The organism is Bacillus marasmi, assembly GCF_902168435.1.
Lineage (GTDB): Bacteria > Bacillota > Bacilli > Bacillales > Cytobacillaceae > Bacillus_BU > Bacillus_BU marasmi.
The window spans coordinates 54,551-72,825 of the sequence record NZ_LR656167.1 but is presented as its reverse complement, the minus strand read 5'-3'; the positions used below and the strand labels follow the sequence as shown (position 1 = coordinate 72,825).

Below are 18,275 nucleotides of genomic sequence, written 5' to 3'. Positions count from 1 at the left end.
TCTCCTTGATATCATATTCTGTATTACATCCGGATAATTACATGCCCGGATGTTGGAAGGAGAGAAAACTATGGGCGTGGATTTGACAGCCCTGCACTGGATTTACGTGACGTTTATCGTCTTTATCATTGGGTTTATGGTGATGAGGCGTGATACCAGCATTGTTTGTATTGTTGGCATCTTTTTAATCGCCATCACCGCAACCGGTTCACTAAGTGCTTCGGTAAGTAGTATTTTTGCTAGTTTTATTTTTGCCATTACTGAACTTCTATCAACTATCCTCGTAATTTCAATTATTGTTGCCATGAGCAAAACATTAACAACTACGGGTATCAATGATGTGATGATTTCCCCTTTTACGAAAATAATTCGTACTCCTGCCCTTGCTTATTGGACGATAGGAATTTTGATGATGGTCATTTCATGGTTTTTCTGGCCTTCACCTGCCGTTGCTTTACTTGGAGCCGTTTTACTACCAGTTGCTGTTCGAGTTGGCTTACCTGCTTTAGGTGTGGCAATGGCAATGAATTTATTTGGACATGGGATTGCCCTTTCAGGTGACTACATTATTCAAGCAGCTCCGAAACTGACAGCAGATGCAGCTGGACTTCCAGTTGGTGATGTCATCAGCGCCAGCATCCCACTTGTCATTGTGATGGGTCTTGTTACAACCATTGCTGCATTTTATTTTTTAAAAAGAGACATGAAATCAGGTAAATTGGCAGTAAGCTCGCATGAATCCGTTCTACCAATAAAACCACAAGAAGAGGCAAGTCAAAAATTATTATCACTAAATCAAAAACGATTTTTCGCACTTATGATACCCGTGCTGTTTGCCTTGGATGTTGTCGCGATGTTTATGTTTGATTTGCAAGGTGGCGATGCAACAGCACTTGTAGGTGGTACTTCTATAATTATACTGCTCATCATTACTCTAACGAGCCATAAACATCAAGGCTTAGAGAAAACTACAACCTATTTAATTGATGGTTTTCAATTTGGATTTAAAGTATTCGGTCCGGTGATTCCTATCGCCGCATTTTTCTATCTTGGTGATTCAGGCTTTACGACAATTATTGGTGACTATCTCCCAAAAGGATCTCAGGGTATCGTTAATGATTTGGGCTTAGCCCTCGCAAATGTTGTTCCGTTAAGCAAAGGAGTAGGTGCTGTAACACTGACTGTAGTTGGAGCGATTACGGGGTTAGACGGCTCGGGCTTCTCTGGTATTTCCTTAGCTGGTTCTATTGCCAATCTATTTGCAACAGCAATCGGTGCAGGTGCTGCTACACTTACTGCACTTGGGCAAATAGCAGCTATCTGGGTTGGCGGTGGAACCCTCGTTCCGTGGGCGCTAATTCCGGCAGCAGCAATCTGTAATGTTGACGCCTTTGAATTAGCTCGACGCAATCTTAAACCCGTCGCCATCGGCCTCGTTGTCACCACCATCGTCGCCATGTTTCTAATCTAGCACCGCGTTACCGCAGTGGGGGCCTGTCCCCCACCACGGTAACGCTTCAGTGCAGTGGGGGACAGTCCCCCGCTGCGTTAAAGCAAAAAAGAAGCTAGCCGATTTGGCTAGCTTTTCTACATTTATATGGGAGTTTATTGACCTTTTAATACAATTTATAGTAAAAGGGAGGTTTTCCTGAGCTAATTTAGTCAAAAATGATTGTTTACAATATGAATAGGTTGGCAATGTTCGTTAATTTTTACTTTTTGTGACCTTAACTGCCTTCCTCTTGACTATATAATATAAATAACGTATGGAGAACTTATGTAGAACTTATGTGGAAGTTATGAAGATTACTTTTTCTCATTTCACCAATGATAAGATACGTAGTATAAGGAGAGATCACCATGGAAACGACCATCTTACTAGTAGACGACGAAAGAATGATTGTCGAAGTACTAGAAGCTTACTTAATAAAAGAAGGCTATCATGTTGTTACATCGGATAACGGACTAGACGCACTTCGAAAAGCCGATACCGTCAAACCTGACTTAATTGTCCTAGATTTAATGCTACCTGACATTTCTGGCGAGGAAATATGCCGTCTGCTTCGCAAGGAATCAGACGTCCCCATCCTTATGCTAACCGCAAAATCTGGCGAAGACGATCGTATCAACGGAATCGTGATTGGTGCCGATGATTATGTCACTAAGCCCTTTAGTCCAAAAGAGGTTGTCGTCAGAATTCAAGCGATCTTAAGAAGAGCGAACAAACATGGACAAGCCAACCCAGAGGTACAGGCTGAAATCTTAACCTATAACCAAGGCGAGCTAGTTCTTGATTTAACGAAAAAGGAAATCCTGTTCCTGGATACAATTGTGAATGTCACGCCAATCGAATATAAACTGTTATCCAATATGGCAAAGTACCCAGGTCGCGTATACAGCCGCATGGATTTATTAGAAAAAATCCAAGAGGATGGAATGTCCTACGAAGGTTATGAACGAAGTATTGATACTCATATTAAAAACCTACGTAAAAAAATAGAGCTAGACCCACGCGATCCAAAATATATATTAACGGTATTTGGAATGGGCTATAAATTTGGAGGAGCAGCGGATGCTAAAAACTCTTCGCGCTAAAATTCTCTTTTACTTTCTATTAGTATCACTTTCGGGAATCTTAATTGTTAGCTTCAGCATCCAATGGGGCTTTGAAGCCAGCTTTAATCATTATCTTAACGAAGATCGAAACGAAAGAATTACACAGCTAATCAAAGCTTTAAAGCTAGAATACAAAGAAAACCGAACCTTTACTGGGGAGCGTGTGACTCAGCTCCTTTATCAGCAAGGCACAACCGATCGCTTATTTTATAAAATATATACGCCAGACGAAATCCTCCTAATAGACTCCACATCCATTAGCGAGGACCCAATTCCTTCTGATAATGAAATGAGGATGAACCCCTATCAGGATCAAGAGGAAACATGGCAAACATCATCAGAATTAATAAAAGTGGATGGAAACACCATCGGACTCTTAAAGGTCTATTACCCAAAAGGATTCGTCGATAGTGAATCCGTCTTTCTGCAGACGATTCAGAAATACATTATTATTGCGGTGCTCATCACGATCGTTCTCGCCTTGGCATTTAGCATGTTATTTTCCAAACGACTCACCTCTGGACTGAACAGTCTTTCTGGGGCAGTCGAAGAATTAACTAAGCATAAACAAAACGTACGGGTTCCGCTCGACAATTTATCGGAAGAAATGAAGCAACTCGGCGTTGCCTTTAATGAACTAGCCATGTCTTTAGAGAAGGAAGAAAGGCTTAGAAAAGAATTTACCGGCGATCTTGCTCATGAGCTAAGGACACCCTTAGCCACATTGCGGAGCCAGATTGAAGCATTCCAGGACGGAATATGGGAGCCCACTCCTGACCGACTTCAGCAAAGTCACAGTGAATTAATGAGGCTCGTCCGTCTCGTAAATGAGCTTGAAAAATTATTAGCAGCTGAAAATCCGCAAATTCGCTTAAACAAAACAGAACTGGAAGCAGATAAAATGCTTTCTTCAATCCAGCAATTGCAAACCCCTATTTTTAAAGAAAAAGGCGTCAGCTTAATTGTTCATATACCTGAGGAAAAAATCATCTTTAAAGGTGATTTTGATAAAGTAACACAAATTCTTACGAACGTGGTTAATAATGCCTTAAAGTACACACCGGAAGGCGGAACAGTTACTATCTCCGCAATCAAGGATATTAGCATGGGTGGATTTAGAATTAAGGATGAAGGAATCGGTATTGCCAGCCAAGATCTCCCCCATATTTTTGAACGATTTTACCGGGGCGATAAATCCCGGGCTCGCAAAACTGGCGGTGTCGGGGTTGGTCTATCAATTGTAAAGGCACTCGTAGAAGCCCATAAAGGAACAATCACCGTCGAAAGTGAATTAGATAAAGGAACAACCTTTACGATTCTATTTCCTTTAATAGAAAAATAACGATTACTTCAGAAAAAATAAAGAAGCTGAGTCATTCAAATGGCAAATAGCCATTTGAAGTCAGCTTCTTTTTATTTCCTTTGAATTAAACACTCAAATTAGTCTTTCTTCCATCAATATATTCATACCCGATAATCACAAGATATACCCAAACATAGCCAAAAGCATAACCCGCCATTACATCTGATGGATAATGGACCTGGAGCACGATTCTACTTGCACCAACAAGTCCCATTATTATGAAGAATAAGCAGCCAACCAGCCATTTCGTTGCTCTATTCTTCATCTCTTTAAAAAAGAAATAAGCAATAACGATATATAAGATACCACCAACCATTGCATGCCCACTCGGAAAACCATAGCTTTCCACATCTGTTAAATGCTCCAGTTCAGGTCGCGGTCGCTTAATGATGTCCTTAATTAACTTACTTAGTTCATTTCCGAGCGCAACAGCAATTAGGACAGTAACCATTCCAAAGTAATTTCTTTTTTTAAACCATAACCATAATATCACTGCGATACCGACAACGCCTATTCCGGGTTTTGCACCAAGAACTTCGATCATTTTAAAGAACTCATGAGTTTGTTCCGGAAAAATCGTCTTAATACTACTTGCAATTGGACCATCAAATCCAAGCTTGCCACTTACCTTCGCAATCATTGATAAATAAGCTGCAACTGCGATTGAAATAAACAACATCACAAATGCGATTTTTGACTTTCTCATCAAACGTTCTTCCTCCAGTTAGAATATTCTGTCGTTGTCTTAATCCTAAACAAAACAATGTTATAATTATTATCAAAATCTTAAATCAAATCAACTCATTTTACGTAAAGGAGCGTTGAATATGTTAGCAAAGCTTTATACAAATTTAGAAAATGACTTTAACGAAATGGTATCGATTCGTCGCTATTTGCATCAGCATCCTGAGCTATCCTTCCAGGAAACAAAAACTGCAAGTTTTATCAAGAAATATTACGAAAAGCTTGGCATTGAGGTACAGGACCGGATTGGTGGTAACGGCGTTGTAGCAAAAATCTATGGCTCAAAACCCGGTCGCACCATCGCTCTTCGCGCTGATTTTGATGCGCTGCCAATCCAAGATGAGAAGGATGCTCCTTATAAATCACTTGTCCCCGGCGTCATGCACGCTTGTGGACACGATGGACATACAGCGACACTGCTTGTGTTAGCAAAAAATCTCAACGAAATGCGCGCAGACTTGGAAGGCACCTATGTTATGATTCATCAACACGCTGAGGAATATGCCCCTGGAGGCGCTAAGCCAATGATAGAAGCAGGCTGCCTCGATGGAGTTGATGCGATCTTCGGAACACATTTATGGGCAACCGTCCCAACCGGAACAATCCAATCTCGGGTAGGCCCGATTATGGCTGCTGCCGACCGTTTCGAAATCACAGTCAACGGTAAAGGTGGTCACGGTGCTCATCCCCATACTTCAAAAGATGCAATCGTAACAGCTGCGCAGTTGGTTGTGACTCTCCAACAAATAGTGAGCCGCAAGGTCAATCCAATTGATTCTGCTGTTGTCACAGTCGGTTCCTTTGTTGCTGATAATGCTTTTAACGTGATTGCTGATAAAGCTAAATTAATTGGAACAGTGCGAACTTTTAATGAAAATACTCGGGCGATGATTGAGAAGGAAATTGAACGGATTACTAAAGGGATTTGCTTCACAAATGATTGTGGATATGATTATGTTTACGAACGTGGTTACCCTGCACTTGTTAATCATCGTGAAGAAACGGAATTCTTAATGGACTGTGCCAAGAGCGTTCCAGGCGTTGAAATAGTCGAGGAAACCGAACCGCAAATGGGTGGTGAGGATTTTGCCTATTATTTAGAAAACCTCAAAGGCAGTTTCTTCTTTACAGGTGCTGGCTCTCATGATGCCTACCCACATCACCATCCACGTTTTGATATCGATGAACGGGCGATGCTGATTGCAGCAAGAACATTAGCAACCGCTGCCGTAAACTACCAAAAAAAATCCCACGATTAAGTGGGATTTTTTAATATTCTAAGCCTAAAAGCATTCATTGCCGTTTCACCTAATTGATCGAGAAGTCGATAATTTGCGACTGCACCAACGACTAAGCCAATTCCCGGAACAAGCTGAAGCATTTTGACAAAATCAATATAATCACGGTACTCCTGCTGAAATTGGCGCCAATCTAGTTCACGCAAACGCTCCTTTTCCACATCCCAATTATCAATGATCGCTAGTGTTTCTTTCCGCGTATCATCACTAGAAAACGCTAACTGGAATACATATAGCAGAAACAATCTCTCCTCATAATTGCTTGTATCAAAACCATAGCTAGCAGCTGCTTCGAATAAAAACTTCATTTTAATCGTTAGCAATAACGGGAAGTCAGCCAATCCCAAAAGTATGCCACCTGCCCCAGTTCCTGCTCCCTCTAGCATCGCTGTTTTTCTAAAGGTCTCAAGCTTTTTACCCATATCCGCGTCCATCTCAGCCAAGCTAAGCCCGACACTTTGCCCTTTTTTCGTTGTAAAATCAGAACCAACTAATGTCGCTTTTACAAGTCCCTTCATGCTTTCAGTCACGACTTGATGAACCTTTTCCGGAATCATATCATTTACTTTTGTTTGCGCCTTCTTTGAAACACGATTCAGAATCGACGAACGTTTAGACAGTTTCCGTTTCCATTCCTGAACCTCTTGATTTATTTTTAATTCGTATTCATTCACATTGATCACCCTTTATTTATTACGAAATCGAGAGGCGAAAGTTTCAAAAACCCCCTTTCAAAAAGGGGGCAAAAAACGTCACATTTTTTTTAATCGCAGCTTGCTGTAACTAAACACAAAATAAATGGTAAATGCTAAACCAGCACCTAGAGCAATAGAGCCATACAAATAGGCACCTGATACTAATAGAACCAGAAATAAAATGACCGTTTCAAATAATAAAATAGCTAATAATAACTGTTGAAAAGCTTTGTATTTCAAAGATTCCGCAACTGGATACATCATCACCCATAGTTTATTTTGATGATGATTGGCTAATGGCAAAAGCTGAAACCCAGTTAAATAAAGGAAAATCAACACAATCAATACCTGTCCGATTCCAAATTTGACTAACCACAAAGCAATTCCACCAATAATCGTTAATCTAAACACAAGCCCTAAATAATCCCCTGCTCTAACAAACGCGCTCATATATAAAAATAAATAGGTGTTTTCTTGACGAAGTGAAATCCAGTTAAGCATCCAATCAAGGCCTCTGCGCCGTTTTACCTGGTCCTTTAATTTTGGAACATCCGTAAATAAGTTTGCGATTCGATAAAAGGAGGTCAATCGTTTTTCCTCTAAATCAATTAATTGCTCCCATTTCAAGCCACGATTTCTTGTTTCTCTGCGCCAGTATACATAAAGCCCAATCATCAGAGCCAACATGACAGTCATCCATAGAGGCTCTTCAATCAACATGAAATAGACAAACAAGCCATTCAGCACAAAACGAACAATGGAATCCAAAGCATGAAGCTGTTCAGAAACATGGTATTGGATTTGCCAACGTGAAAACAAATTCCAAAGCTTCATGATCGCTAACAACAATAAAAACGTAAAGAAAGACTTAAAGCTCCCTTGATGCACTTGCACATACATCGGCATAAACAAGGCTAGAATCATCACTAAAATATATAGTTGAAACACAAAACTAACTGCAATCGATTTTTTAAAATAGGAGCCAAGCTTGGTTTCTAATGGCAATAGAAAAATTTTATCGGCGTCTAGCAAAAAGGTATAAATGGGACTTAGGGTTAAAAATAAGCCCAACACCAAGGCCATTATCAGTGCTGCTGGAAAATCCAAGGTAAGTGTCTCTACAAATAAATCGTAATAATAGGCACCTGTGCCAAGTAAAAACAATAACACAACAACGAGATGACCATTAAATATATAGCGAAGATAACGGCCAAGCTCTTTCGTAAACTGGCTAAACCTGTCCTTCCACAATTTGCTTTCATCAAACATAGTCTTCTTCCTTTGTCAGTTGAATATAAAGATCATCAAGTGTTGCGTCAGGCATTCCAAATTGTTTACGAAGCTCATTCAACGTCCCTTCTGCTCTAACCGTGCCGTTATGTAAAATAATAAAACGGTCGCAATACCGCTCTGCTGTTGCAAGAATATGGGTCGACATTAATATTCCTGCACCTGTTTCCTTCATTTTGTTCATTAAATCAAGCAGCGATTGGATCCCAAGTGGATCGAGTCCAACAAACGGTTCATCGACGATATACAAATCAGGCTGGACTAAAAAAGCGCACATAATCATGACTTTTTGCTTCATGCCCTTGGAAAAATGAGTAGGAAACCATTTAAGCCGTTTCTTCATTCTGAATTCATCCAGCAAAAAATCCATTCTTTTTTGATATGTAGCTTCATCCAACCCATACGCCATTGCTGTTAGTTTTAAATGCTCCTCAAGCGTTAATTCTTCATATAATATCGGCGTTTCTGGAACAAAACTAAATTGTTTGCGATAACCTTCCTTATTTTCATGAAAGCTTTGGTTATTTATCGTGATTTTCCCGCTCTGGGGCTCCATTAAACCAATTACATGCTTAATCGTTGTGCTTTTGCCTGCCCCGTTTAATCCAATTAAGCCGACAAGCTCTTGTTTATTTACTTTAAACGATACACTCTTTAAAACCGGATTGCGGGTATACCCCCCGGTTAGATTTTCAATATTGAGTAAAGACATACATAACGCCCTTCCCTTGTCAGATATATATATTTTACCAAAGTTCAAACTCATTCCAAACCTTGAAGTCATGATAGAGAAACGAAATTAAAAATTTTTTTGATTGAGTGGATATTCTTTTCCGATTTTGGATATCATAATTTTCGAAGGGGTAAACATTCATTATGGTTTTAAAAATCCATAAATCGGATGAGGTGGTTGTTAAAGACCCGTTCATTTACTAACGTTAATTCTTAGGGATTTTGCTAAAACAGGGGATGATTACATTGCAAAATGTATATGAATTTACGTCCTTACACCAATTGAATTTGTGCAGTTAATTTAACTAAACAAATGAGGTGTTTGTTAAAGATACGATCATCAATCCACATTAATAAGTTGTAAAAAACCTATTTATGATTAGGGGATGGTCACTTTGAACAACGTAAATAACCCACTTGAAACACTAATTATTTAATTTCTATTAAATAAATGAGGTGTTTATCGCAGAAAAGAACCTGAATTAGACGAGTAATGAAATACCCCCCTTCAGGAGGCAGGATTCGTTTGAATCCTGTCTTTCCTATTTTTTAAAGTAGAAATTATATGCTAAAATATTTAGAAAAGAGAGTTTTTTAATCGAAAGGGTGAAATGAATGAGCGACTGCATTTTTTGTAAAATTGTCAACGGAGAAATCCCTTCAGCGAAAGTCTTTGAAAATGAACATGTACTAGCGTTTCTTGATATTGGTCAAGTGACGAAGGGACATACACTAGTCATCCCAAAAATACATAAAGAAAATGTCTTTGAACTAACACCAGAAATCTCTAAACATATTTTTGAAGTTGTTCCTGAGATATCTAACGCCATTAAACAAGAATTCAATCCAGAAGGCTTAAATTTACTAAATAATAACGGTAAAGCAGCTGGTCAGGAGGTTTTTCATTACCACCTCCACCTTATCCCTCGGTATGGCAAAGGTGACGGCTTCGGGGCAGTTTGGAAAACACATCACGACGATTATAGCTCTGATGATTTACAAACAATGGCCCAAAATATCGCTAAACATTTGTAAAGGATACCATTAGACTTCTCTCTGTATGGAAGTCTATTTTCTTTTAATAAATAAAAAATTATAAGATTTTAAATTTTCTAATGACGGACATTCTCTTTATTTGGTACGATAAGACCATGAAAAATGTCAAAAAATCAAACATTTTAGGAGGAATAAACATGAAACGCGCCTATAATTTTAATGCGGGTCCTGCCGCTTTACCTCTAGAGGTTTTACAAAAAGCCCAAGAGGAGTGGTTAGATTTTAACGGAACTGGTATGAATGTGATGGAACTTAGCCATCGCAGCAAGGATTACGAAATGGTACATAACAAAGCAATCGCCCTACTACGTAAACTTCTTAACATTTCAGATGAATACGAAATTTTATTTTTACAAGGTGGTGCTAGCACACAATTTTCAATGATTCCTATGAATCTCCTTCTTGAAGGTAAAGTTGGACATTACGTTTTAACAGGCTCTTGGTCTGAAAAGGCATTAAAGGAAGCAAAAAAAGTTGGTCAAACTTCTGTACTAGCTACTGGAAAAGATAACAACTACACTACTATTCCTACCCTAGATAAAGTGGAATTAGATAGCGATGCTGCTTACCTACATATCACTAGCAACAATACAATTTTCGGCACACAATGGCAATCATTCCCTGAAGTCAACGGGGCACCATTAATTGCCGATATGTCAAGTGATATTATGTGTAAACCATTCGACGTAAATAAATTCGGCATGATCTATGCGGGTGCTCAGAAAAACCTTGGTCCTTCTGGCGTAACACTTGTCATTATTCGTAAGGATTTAATTGGTCAAGCTCCAGAAAGCGTTCCAACTATGCTTGACTATAAAACACATTCTGGTAATAATTCACTTTACAACACACCTCCTACACTGGCGATCTACTTATTATCTTTAGTGTTAGAACATGTTGATTCCCTAGGTGGTGTTGAGGCTGTCGAAAAAATTAACGCAGAAAAAGCGAAGCTTCTTTACGATGTCATTGACGGAAGCAACGGGTTCTATAATGGTCATGCTACGCCTGACAGCCGTTCAACAATGAACGTTACTTTTACTCTTCAATCTGACGAAGCTACAAAAGCATTTTTAGCTCAAGCAAAAGAACAAGGCTTCGTTGGTCTTGCAGGGCACCGTTCTGTAGGTGGTTGCCGTGCATCAATTTACAATGCTGTGCCTTTAGAACATGTTCAAGCTTTAGCTGAGTTCATGAAATCATTCCAAAAAAATTATTAATTCGTGACCCTAATTATTAATTAATACAAGCTAATTGTATACGTTAAGATGCTTCTCATAGACAGGTATAGTCTATGAGAAGCATTTTTTCTTTAATTTTTTTATCATAGTATGCTATAATAATTTAAAGCTTTTCGCTGCAGGCAATGAGTGCACTGTAGGAGAGGTTTTTAGATAATAGTTTAGAATAGTTGAGGAGAGATGAGAATTGAATACGAAAAACCTTGTCGCATTGTCATTATTAGTTGGGATGGGTGCCGTGTTACACACGGTAATACCAGGTTTTTTCCTAGGAATGAAGCCAGATATGATGCTTACCATGATGTTTCTTGGGATTATCCTATTTCCTGAGAAAAAGAGCGTACTCTTATTAGGTCTTGTTACCGGCATTATTTCCGGACTTACCACAACATTCCCTGGTGGTTTATTCCCCAACATCATTGATAAGGCTGTGACATCCTTTGTTGTCTTTGGTTTACTGATTGCTTTTGGTAAATTAAGATTTTCAGTATTTGGTATCGGCGCATTAACGGTTATCGGTACCCTTGTTAGTGGCCTTGTCTTTTTAGGATCTGCTAACTTTATCGTTGGATTACCTGGTCCATTCGTTGGATTATTTGCAGCAGTTGTTCTTCCAGCCGCAGCATTTAATACAGCTGCCATGGTCATCCTGTACCCAATTGCAAAATCAATTGTTAAACGTACAAACATATCAGAAGCAGCATTAAATGCATAATACATTACGTTAAGAGCTCGTACGTGTTACGAGTTCTTTTTTTGTATGAAGTTGGAATTTCTTGCATTTTATTGAAATTCTTTTATTAAACATTGCGAGAAAAGCAGGAATTCCTTTATAAAGAACGAAATTTAATATAGTGTGAAAATTTAAATTATTTGGCGCGCGATAAAATGGATTAATAAGGCAAAATATGCAGAATAATATTTCAAAAAATTGTGCAAATTTACTTTATTAATTTTTGTTTTATTGGCATAATAACAGTAGAGAAATAAAAAGTAGGTGAAAATGGGGATGGCGGAAAAACAGTATTCAATGAAAGAAGCGATGCTTTTTAGTCAAAGGATTGCCCAGTTAAGCAAGGCACTGTGGAAATCGGTTGAGAAGGATTGGCAGCAATGGATTAAGCCTTTTGACTTAAACATCAACGAGCACCATATTTTATGGATTGCTTACCATTTACATGGTGCTTCAATTTCGGATGTAGCGAAATTTGGAGTGATGCATGTATCAACAGCGTTTAACTTTTCGAAAAAATTAGAAGAAAGGGGCCTTTTGAAATTTTCAAAAAAGGAAACTGATAAACGAAATACGTATATCGAGCTTACTCCAGAGGGAGAGGAAATTTTCCTACGTTTGATGGAAAACTACGATCCTACTCAAAATGCGACATTTACAGGGGCAATGCCATTAAAAGAGCTTTACGGAAAGTTTCCAGACATCATCGAAATGATGGCCATTGTCCGGAATATTTATGGCGATGATTTCATGGACATTTTTGAACGCTCATTTAATAATGTCGAGCAGGATTATGTAGAAGAAGAAGGGAAACTCAAGAAACGAGATTCCAAGATTAATAATGCAACAGATAACTCAACAGATACTTTAACTGATCCATCTACAGAAAAAGAGTTCGTCTAGTTACAAATATTTGCTAAGTTCTGCCATCAAAGGGGTATATAATTGTTGAGTTAGACATGCTTGTATTACTTCATCGACCCGGAGGTTAGGATGTAAGCCTTCTTTGAATTTGACCAAAAGCGGATTGAAATGAACAAATCCTTCCGCTTTTTGTTCATCGAGTTCAATGCTCAAGTTTTCACACAGTTCAAAGAAGGCCTCTACCTCCTCCTCGCTCAATGATTTTTTAATGACAAGCTTGAAGAATTGCTGTTTCGTATTTCCTACCATATTTAATAAAAGCTGTTGGTGGTATTCCAGCCTCAGTAACCTTTGTATAAAATCCTCATGATTCATTGACAATACCTCATTTCCCCCGAATAAAATATTTCTTTAACAAACTATCAACACTATAGTTATAACATAAAATAACCAATTTTTTCATTAACAACCTTTTTATTGAAAATGTTAATCCCCCTCCATACCTTGTATTAGTACCATTTGCACTATCTTTTTTTGCTTTATTCATGTAAAATACAAGAAAAGCGGAAGCGCCTTGCCTAGGCGCTGGAGCTAGACAATTAGCTAAATTATTTATTAACTGGGGAGGGAATCGTTGTTGATCTCCATTTTTATTTTACTTGCTGTGTTTATACTATTCTATATTAATACCCTAACCAATTCACTTTGTTTACAACGTGAAATCCCAATTGAGCGCCAACCATCCATATTCCGAACCATTAATATTTTGGTTACCATTTTGTTAATTACCTCATATATCGAAATTTTATTCGCCTAACAGATAAAGAGGCTAACCTAAATCGGCAGCCTCTCGTTCATTTAATTTTTTGTTGAAGTCAACCAGCTTATAGCCAAGCTGCTCCAATAATAATCAATAGAATGAAAAGAACCACTAGAAGGGCAAACCCTCCACCGTAAAATCCGCCATGACCTCCGGACATATTGAATTCCTCCTTTTAATTTAACCACACGGTTTTATTACCATGTGAATTAAGATTGAATTATAGCCATGCTGCGCCAACAATGATTAATAAAATGAACAACACAACGATTAACGCGAAGCCGCCACCGTAACCTGCACCCATTTTAACACCCCCTTTTAGGTTAGCTACCCTATACTATTCAACTTGGGACGATTTCGTTTAGGCAATTATCCCGATATGGCTAAATTTCCAAATAGCACTGAATGAACACCTGAGGGTTATCCCGAATAGATGTAATTGAATTGCCCTTGAGATTTTGCATCCAATTATCTATTCCCTTTATCATATGTAGAACTGACTTTTTGGGTAAGCCAAATACCTAATTTTTTCCGATTTTCACAGAGATTTACGATAATAATTTTTATTCTATTTTCGATTTATGTTATAGTAAAAGCTGTGGTCTAAAATCACAGAATTTACTATTTAGGAGTGTTCAACATGAAAAAATGGATTCTATCCCTTTCCTTAGCGGCTGGGGTTATTGGATTATCTGCCTGCGGTGGCACCTCAGAAACAATTGTAAAAACTGACGCTGGCGATATTACGAAGGACGAGCTATATGAAGCAATGAAGGATCAGTACGGTGAAGCAGTCCTTCAAGAATTACTATATACAAAAGTTCTTTCTAAAAACTACAAAGTATCTGATGATGAATTAGACAAAAAGGTAAAAGATATTAAGGACCAAGCAGGTGCAAGCTTTGATATGCTACTTGCTCAAAATGGACTGAAAGACGAAAAAGAACTAAAGGAATTATTAAAACCACAGCTTTTAATTGAAAAAGCAGGTTTAAAAGAAGTTAAAGCAAGCGAAAAGGAAATGAAAGAATACTACGAAAATCTAAAGCCTGAAATTAAGGCTCGTCATATTTTAGTTGACAGCGAAGATAAAGCGAAGGAAGTAAAAGCGAAGCTTGATGGTGGAGCTAAATTTGAAGATTTAGCCAAAGAATACTCTACAGACCCTGGTTCAAAGGATAATGGCGGAGATTTAGGCTGGTTTGGTACTGGTGCTATGGTGCCAGAATTTGAAACAGCTGCATATGCGCTTAAAAAAGATGAAATTAGTGCACCTGTAAAATCAGAACACGGTTGGCACGTTATCCAATTAACTGATAAAAAAGAAAAGAAATCTTACGAAGACATGAAAAAAGAAGTTGAATATCAAGTAAAATTAACCAAACTTGACTCAGAAACTATCCAAAAAGTTTTAGACAAAGAAATTAAGGGTGCAAACGTTAAAATCGAGGATAAAGACCTTGAAGGCGTTATCTCTCACGGAACTACAGCAGGAACAGCAAAATAAGCAAAAGGACCTGAAAATTTTCAGGTCCTTTCCTTATGATTTCCAACTTTAACCTTCAGCCCCATGAACGTTTTGCTTGCGCTGCTCTTTTTCCGTTTCAAGGCGCTGCATATAAATATCTCCTTCACGTTCAATCATTTCCTGTTCAAACTGCCGCTCTTCCCTACCCGTTTTTACAGCCATAAATGCACTAATTATGATCCCAGTGACCACAAAGTAAACCCAAATTGGAATAATCATTTATTTCACCTCTCTGGTATATGGTTGTCCTATTGTTTCTACATCATATGCCCGGTTTACATAAAAAATTACATTATTTTTTGATCATACTTTGGTTACAATCTTTAAGTTGAATCAATTTACCTTTTTGAAAATGAGATAGCAAGTGCTGATGACATGTAAAAAACAAAATTTGATGTCCTGTTAACCCACAAATTAGATCAATTACCTTCCTAGAACGATGATGATCAAAGTTAACAAAGCTATCATCGATAATAATTGGAAATTGATATTTTTCATACAGTGTAGTCGCTAGCGCTAGTCTTAGCGCAACATAGACTTGCTCTGAGGTTGCTTGACTAAGCTCTTTAGGCTCATAAAAAATGTGATCATGGCTTTCAATGAGAAAACCAGTTCCGTTTTTTTGTGGATGAATATCAATATATTGATGTGCTGTTAACTCGCGTAAATAACCTACTGCCTTTTCCATCAATTTTGGGAGACGGTCATTTTTATAGCGCTCAACTGCAATATTAAGTATATCTTTTGCGACAGCATACTTTGCCCAGACCTTTGCTTCTTCATTCAACTCTGACTGTTTAAGCTTATACAAATGCAGGAGCTCAGAATAGGTTCCACCTTCTTCAAGTAGAGAAATTTGGTATTTCAGCTCTGCAAGTCGTTCCTGAATAGCTACAATCTCTTCACTAGCCTCAGTTTGTTCCTGCTCAAGCAAGCTAATTTGCATGTCAATTACCTCTACCTCTAAACCACTTTCATTTTGAAGCTCTTTTACGTCTACGCCTGTTTCCTTTAATTGTCTCCACAAATCAGTTAATCTGTCGGCAACAAATTGCTTTCGTTCGAAAAGCTCTGCTGCTTTATAAAAATCTAAGTCATTTTCGGTTTGAGCTAGTGTAAATAATTGCTGCATTTCTTGCTCAAGCTGTACTTTTTCATCCTGGAGCAGTTGAATTTCCGCCTCGATTTCAATTAGCTTTTGCTTTTTTTCTTGAAAAACAAATGCTTTTTCTTGCTCGCGTTTTAATGCCTGCTTTAGCAAATATGCAGCATTTTGAATGTTGTGGGCTCCTTCTCCAATAAAACTTTTGGTCAGAATTGAAAGTCGAGCCTCTATTTGTTTTATTTCTTTATAGACGAATTCTTGCCTTGACGCTAACTTTCCCTTTTCGGTTAATACATTTTTGTATTTCTCTATCAGCTGAAAAGCATCATGAATAAAGTGCTGAGCGATAGCTTTAGGTACCCCAAGTTCCTTACCTAGCTCTTCTAACCTTTGTGCTGATTTCCGAACGTCATGCTCCCACTGCTCATAGGACATCAACACTTTTTCATATTGCTCATTTTTTTGCTCCCGTTTAACATTTAGGATTCGCAGCTGCTCTCGATTAGAATTGTCTTTTGCAAGCCTTTCTTCTGTAATTGTAAAATTATCAAGCTTGCTCTTTGCTAATTTTGTTTGCAGGACTTTTTGCTTTTCTAAAAGTTCTGCTATTTCAGTTTCAAACCGATTTGCGTCTTCGGTAGGAATTTTCCATAGAAATATCACTACATACAAAAGCAGCAAGCCTGATACAGCCGCTACAAACCATAGCCCTTCAAAAACACTCCAAACTGATAAACCAAGAAAAACAAGCATCATAATCCATTTACTAAAATGCTGCTGATTTTGTAATGCTTTTGCCTGCCTAGGATTGTTTTGCGCAAGACGCTTTAACATACCGATTTGATTTTGGACGAAGTTAAGCTCTTGCTCATACAAAACTTGAGCCTCGCCTTGTTTTAATTGATCAGTTAATTCATTTCGTTCTTCATCAGTAAGGAGCAAGGTCTTTAATTTGCTTATCGCCTCCTCTAATTGTTCAAGTTCCTTTTTAGAATCGTAAAATTGTTCGTCCAGCTGATGCTTCTTCTCATTTAGCTGAATCTGTACCCGTTGTGCTTGCAATGTTTTTTCTTTCATAAACAAGCTAGTGTTACAGGTTAACACCTGCTCTTCATCGATTTTTAGATGAAGTGTTTGCTGGATATCCTCCATATCTTGCTTTAGCTGGTTTATTTGTAATTCAAGTTGTTTATTTTCTTGAATAAGCTGTTCGTATAATGGCAAATTTTCAACAGCTGTATGAATGTCCAATTCACTGTTCAATAAATCAAGATTCGGCATGCTTTGTTCAATCTGAACATTAAGCTCAGAAAGTTTAGAAGTAAGCTGGTTCAGTTTATTTTGACATGTCAGTTGGCGCCATTTGAGTTCATCCAATTTTTGGACTCCACTATCAGGAAATATAATACTTTCTAACCTTGTGGCTTCCTCTGATAATTCCTCAGATTCTTTTATTAGTGGCAACAGTCGTCGCCACTCGTTTAGCTTTACCAACCGGCTTTGCTTATTAGCTAATTCAAGCTGAACATTACGAATCTTTTGCTCTAGTAGCTCTTTTTCATCCAGGTATACCCAATATTTCTCATTTGATTGTTCTGCTTGTTTTAATTGCTTGTGCAATTGCCTTAGTTCCGCAATTTTTTCGTTTAATATCGGCTTTTTCCCACTTGGTTTAAAACGAGCATCTAATTCTTTTTGCAACAAGTTTTCTGTAGCCAATAGCCGATCTGTCCCAAGCGCTCCCGTAGAAAACAAAAACCTGCCTAGGTCGGCGTTATTCATCCCTTGCATATGCTGTAATCCATGTAGATTAAACGAAAAAATTGCTTGATAAAGACTTTTATCAATGTGCGATAGCAGCTGCTGCAGCAATTCTTCTCCACCCCGAGTACCATCCTCTAAAATGACGCTTACATCACCGGCAGCCTTTCCTTTGACACGCTCGATGACCGCTTTTCCAGTAGGAAATGTGACAACGAGTTGACCTCCATATTTAGAAAACTTTTTTGGCTCATATCGTAATTCGGTTTGATTTTTATTCGGGAAACCAAATAGAATACTATGGATAAACGACATAATCGTCGATTTCCCAGCTTCGTTTTCACCATAGAAAATCGTTAATTCAGCAAGATCTCTAACAATAAAATTCTCCAATTTCCCATAACCGTATATATGTATTTCATTAATAAT

Annotated in this window: 19 protein-coding genes; 10 read left to right on the top strand and 9 right to left on the bottom strand. The window is 38.1% G+C overall.

The features are described 5' to 3' along the window. Positions 1-70 precede the first annotated feature (70 nt). The 3 genes from FXW34_RS06315 (at position 71) to FXW34_RS06305 (ending at position 3,958) form a co-directional block, all read left to right on the top strand. The gene (locus FXW34_RS06315; protein ID WP_147533126.1) at positions 71-1,471 is read left to right on the top strand and encodes a hypothetical protein; all 1,401 of its coding nucleotides are present in this window, start codon (positions 71-73) and stop codon (positions 1,469-1,471) included. 389 nt (positions 1,472-1,860) lie between these two features. After that, positions 1,861-2,595, top strand: a complete 735-nt coding sequence (locus tag FXW34_RS06310) for a response regulator transcription factor (protein WP_147533125.1) — start codon at positions 1,861-1,863, stop codon at positions 2,593-2,595. After that, the gene (locus tag FXW34_RS06305) at positions 2,573-3,958 is read left to right on the top strand and encodes an ATP-binding protein (protein ID WP_147533124.1); all 1,386 of its coding nucleotides are present in this window, start codon (positions 2,573-2,575) and stop codon (positions 3,956-3,958) included. The genes FXW34_RS06310 and FXW34_RS06305 overlap by 23 nt, the downstream gene beginning before the upstream one ends. Positions 3,959-4,043: 85 nt before the next feature. On the opposite strand, the gene FXW34_RS06300 is transcribed toward FXW34_RS06305, so the two are convergent. Then, positions 4,044-4,685 (bottom strand): phosphatase PAP2 family protein, encoded by a 642-nt coding sequence (locus tag FXW34_RS06300; RefSeq protein ID WP_147533123.1) that lies wholly within the window; start codon positions 4,683-4,685, stop codon positions 4,044-4,046. A 121-nt stretch (positions 4,686-4,806) separates the two neighbouring features. On the opposite strand from FXW34_RS06300, the gene FXW34_RS06295 reads away from it, so the two are divergent. Next, entirely contained in the window at positions 4,807-5,982 is a 1,176-nt protein-coding gene (locus tag FXW34_RS06295; protein WP_147533122.1) for a M20 family metallopeptidase, read from the top strand. Here FXW34_RS06295 and FXW34_RS06290 read toward each other — a convergent pair. The 3 genes from FXW34_RS06290 to FXW34_RS06280 all read right to left on the bottom strand — a co-directional run bounded on the left by FXW34_RS06290 (position 5,979) and on the right by FXW34_RS06280 (position 8,718). After that, on the bottom strand, positions 5,979-6,695 hold the full coding sequence (locus FXW34_RS06290; RefSeq protein WP_147533121.1) for an EcsC family protein: 717 nt from the start codon (positions 6,693-6,695) through the stop codon (positions 5,979-5,981). The two genes, FXW34_RS06295 and FXW34_RS06290, sit on opposite strands and share 4 nt — an antisense overlap. Before the next feature lie 78 nt (positions 6,696-6,773). Next, positions 6,774-7,985 carry an ABC transporter permease gene (locus FXW34_RS06285; RefSeq protein WP_147533120.1) on the bottom strand — a complete coding sequence of 404 codons (1,212 nt, stop codon included), beginning with the start codon at positions 7,983-7,985 and terminating at the stop codon, positions 6,774-6,776. Then, on the bottom strand, positions 7,978-8,718 hold the full coding sequence (locus tag FXW34_RS06280; protein WP_147533119.1) for an ABC transporter ATP-binding protein: 741 nt from the start codon (positions 8,716-8,718) through the stop codon (positions 7,978-7,980). The genes FXW34_RS06285 and FXW34_RS06280 overlap by 8 nt, the downstream gene beginning before the upstream one ends. A 635-nt stretch (positions 8,719-9,353) precedes the next feature. Here FXW34_RS06280 and FXW34_RS06275 point away from each other — a divergent pair. The 4 genes from FXW34_RS06275 to FXW34_RS06260 all read left to right on the top strand — a co-directional run bounded on the left by FXW34_RS06275 (position 9,354) and on the right by FXW34_RS06260 (position 12,671). Then, entirely contained in the window at positions 9,354-9,773 is a 420-nt protein-coding gene (locus FXW34_RS06275) for an HIT family protein (RefSeq protein WP_147533118.1), read from the top strand. A gap of 158 nt (positions 9,774-9,931) precedes the next feature. Beyond that, positions 9,932-11,014 (top strand): 3-phosphoserine/phosphohydroxythreonine transaminase, encoded by a 1,083-nt coding sequence (serC, locus tag FXW34_RS06270; protein WP_147533117.1) that lies wholly within the window; start codon positions 9,932-9,934, stop codon positions 11,012-11,014. Positions 11,015-11,222: 208 nt separating this feature from the next. Further along, the gene (locus tag FXW34_RS06265; RefSeq protein WP_147533116.1) at positions 11,223-11,750 is read left to right on the top strand and encodes a tryptophan transporter; all 528 of its coding nucleotides are present in this window, start codon (positions 11,223-11,225) and stop codon (positions 11,748-11,750) included. A 288-nt stretch (positions 11,751-12,038) separates the two neighbouring features. Then, on the top strand, positions 12,039-12,671 hold the full coding sequence (locus FXW34_RS06260) for an HTH-type transcriptional regulator Hpr (RefSeq protein ID WP_147533115.1): 633 nt from the start codon (positions 12,039-12,041) through the stop codon (positions 12,669-12,671). Here FXW34_RS06260 and FXW34_RS06255 read toward each other — a convergent pair whose 3' ends face one another. Further along, complete coding sequence (locus FXW34_RS06255) at positions 12,672-13,007, bottom strand: DUF1878 family protein (protein ID WP_147533114.1); 336 nt, start codon at positions 13,005-13,007, stop codon at positions 12,672-12,674. A gap of 262 nt (positions 13,008-13,269) precedes the next feature. On the opposite strand from FXW34_RS06255, the gene FXW34_RS23305 reads away from it, so the two are divergent. Continuing rightward, positions 13,270-13,449, top strand: a complete 180-nt coding sequence (locus FXW34_RS23305; protein WP_147533354.1) for a hypothetical protein — start codon at positions 13,270-13,272, stop codon at positions 13,447-13,449. A 67-nt stretch (positions 13,450-13,516) separates the two neighbouring features. On the opposite strand, the gene FXW34_RS06245 is transcribed toward FXW34_RS23305, so the two are convergent. Together FXW34_RS06245 and FXW34_RS06240 are read right to left on the bottom strand one after the other, a co-directional pair. Continuing rightward, positions 13,517-13,612, bottom strand: a complete 96-nt coding sequence (locus tag FXW34_RS06245; protein ID WP_147533113.1) for a YjcZ family sporulation protein — start codon at positions 13,610-13,612, stop codon at positions 13,517-13,519. 60 nt (positions 13,613-13,672) lie between these two features. After that, positions 13,673-13,756 carry a YjcZ family sporulation protein gene (locus FXW34_RS06240; protein WP_064503397.1) on the bottom strand — a complete coding sequence of 28 codons (84 nt, stop codon included), beginning with the start codon at positions 13,754-13,756 and terminating at the stop codon, positions 13,673-13,675. A gap of 336 nt (positions 13,757-14,092) precedes the next feature. On the opposite strand from FXW34_RS06240, the gene FXW34_RS06235 reads away from it, so the two are divergent. Then, complete coding sequence (locus FXW34_RS06235) at positions 14,093-14,959, top strand: peptidylprolyl isomerase (RefSeq protein ID WP_147533112.1); 867 nt, start codon at positions 14,093-14,095, stop codon at positions 14,957-14,959. Positions 14,960-15,007: 48 nt separating this feature from the next. On the opposite strand, the gene FXW34_RS06230 is transcribed toward FXW34_RS06235, so the two are convergent. Both FXW34_RS06230 and FXW34_RS06225 read right to left on the bottom strand, forming a co-directional pair. Beyond that, entirely contained in the window at positions 15,008-15,199 is a 192-nt protein-coding gene (locus FXW34_RS06230; RefSeq protein WP_187118853.1) for a sporulation YhaL family protein, read from the bottom strand. A gap of 73 nt (positions 15,200-15,272) precedes the next feature. After that, positions 15,273-18,263: an AAA family ATPase gene (locus FXW34_RS06225; protein WP_281292925.1), complete on the bottom strand. Its 2,991-nt coding sequence runs from the start codon at positions 18,261-18,263 to the stop codon at positions 15,273-15,275. Between the last annotated feature and the right edge of the window lie 12 nt (positions 18,264-18,275).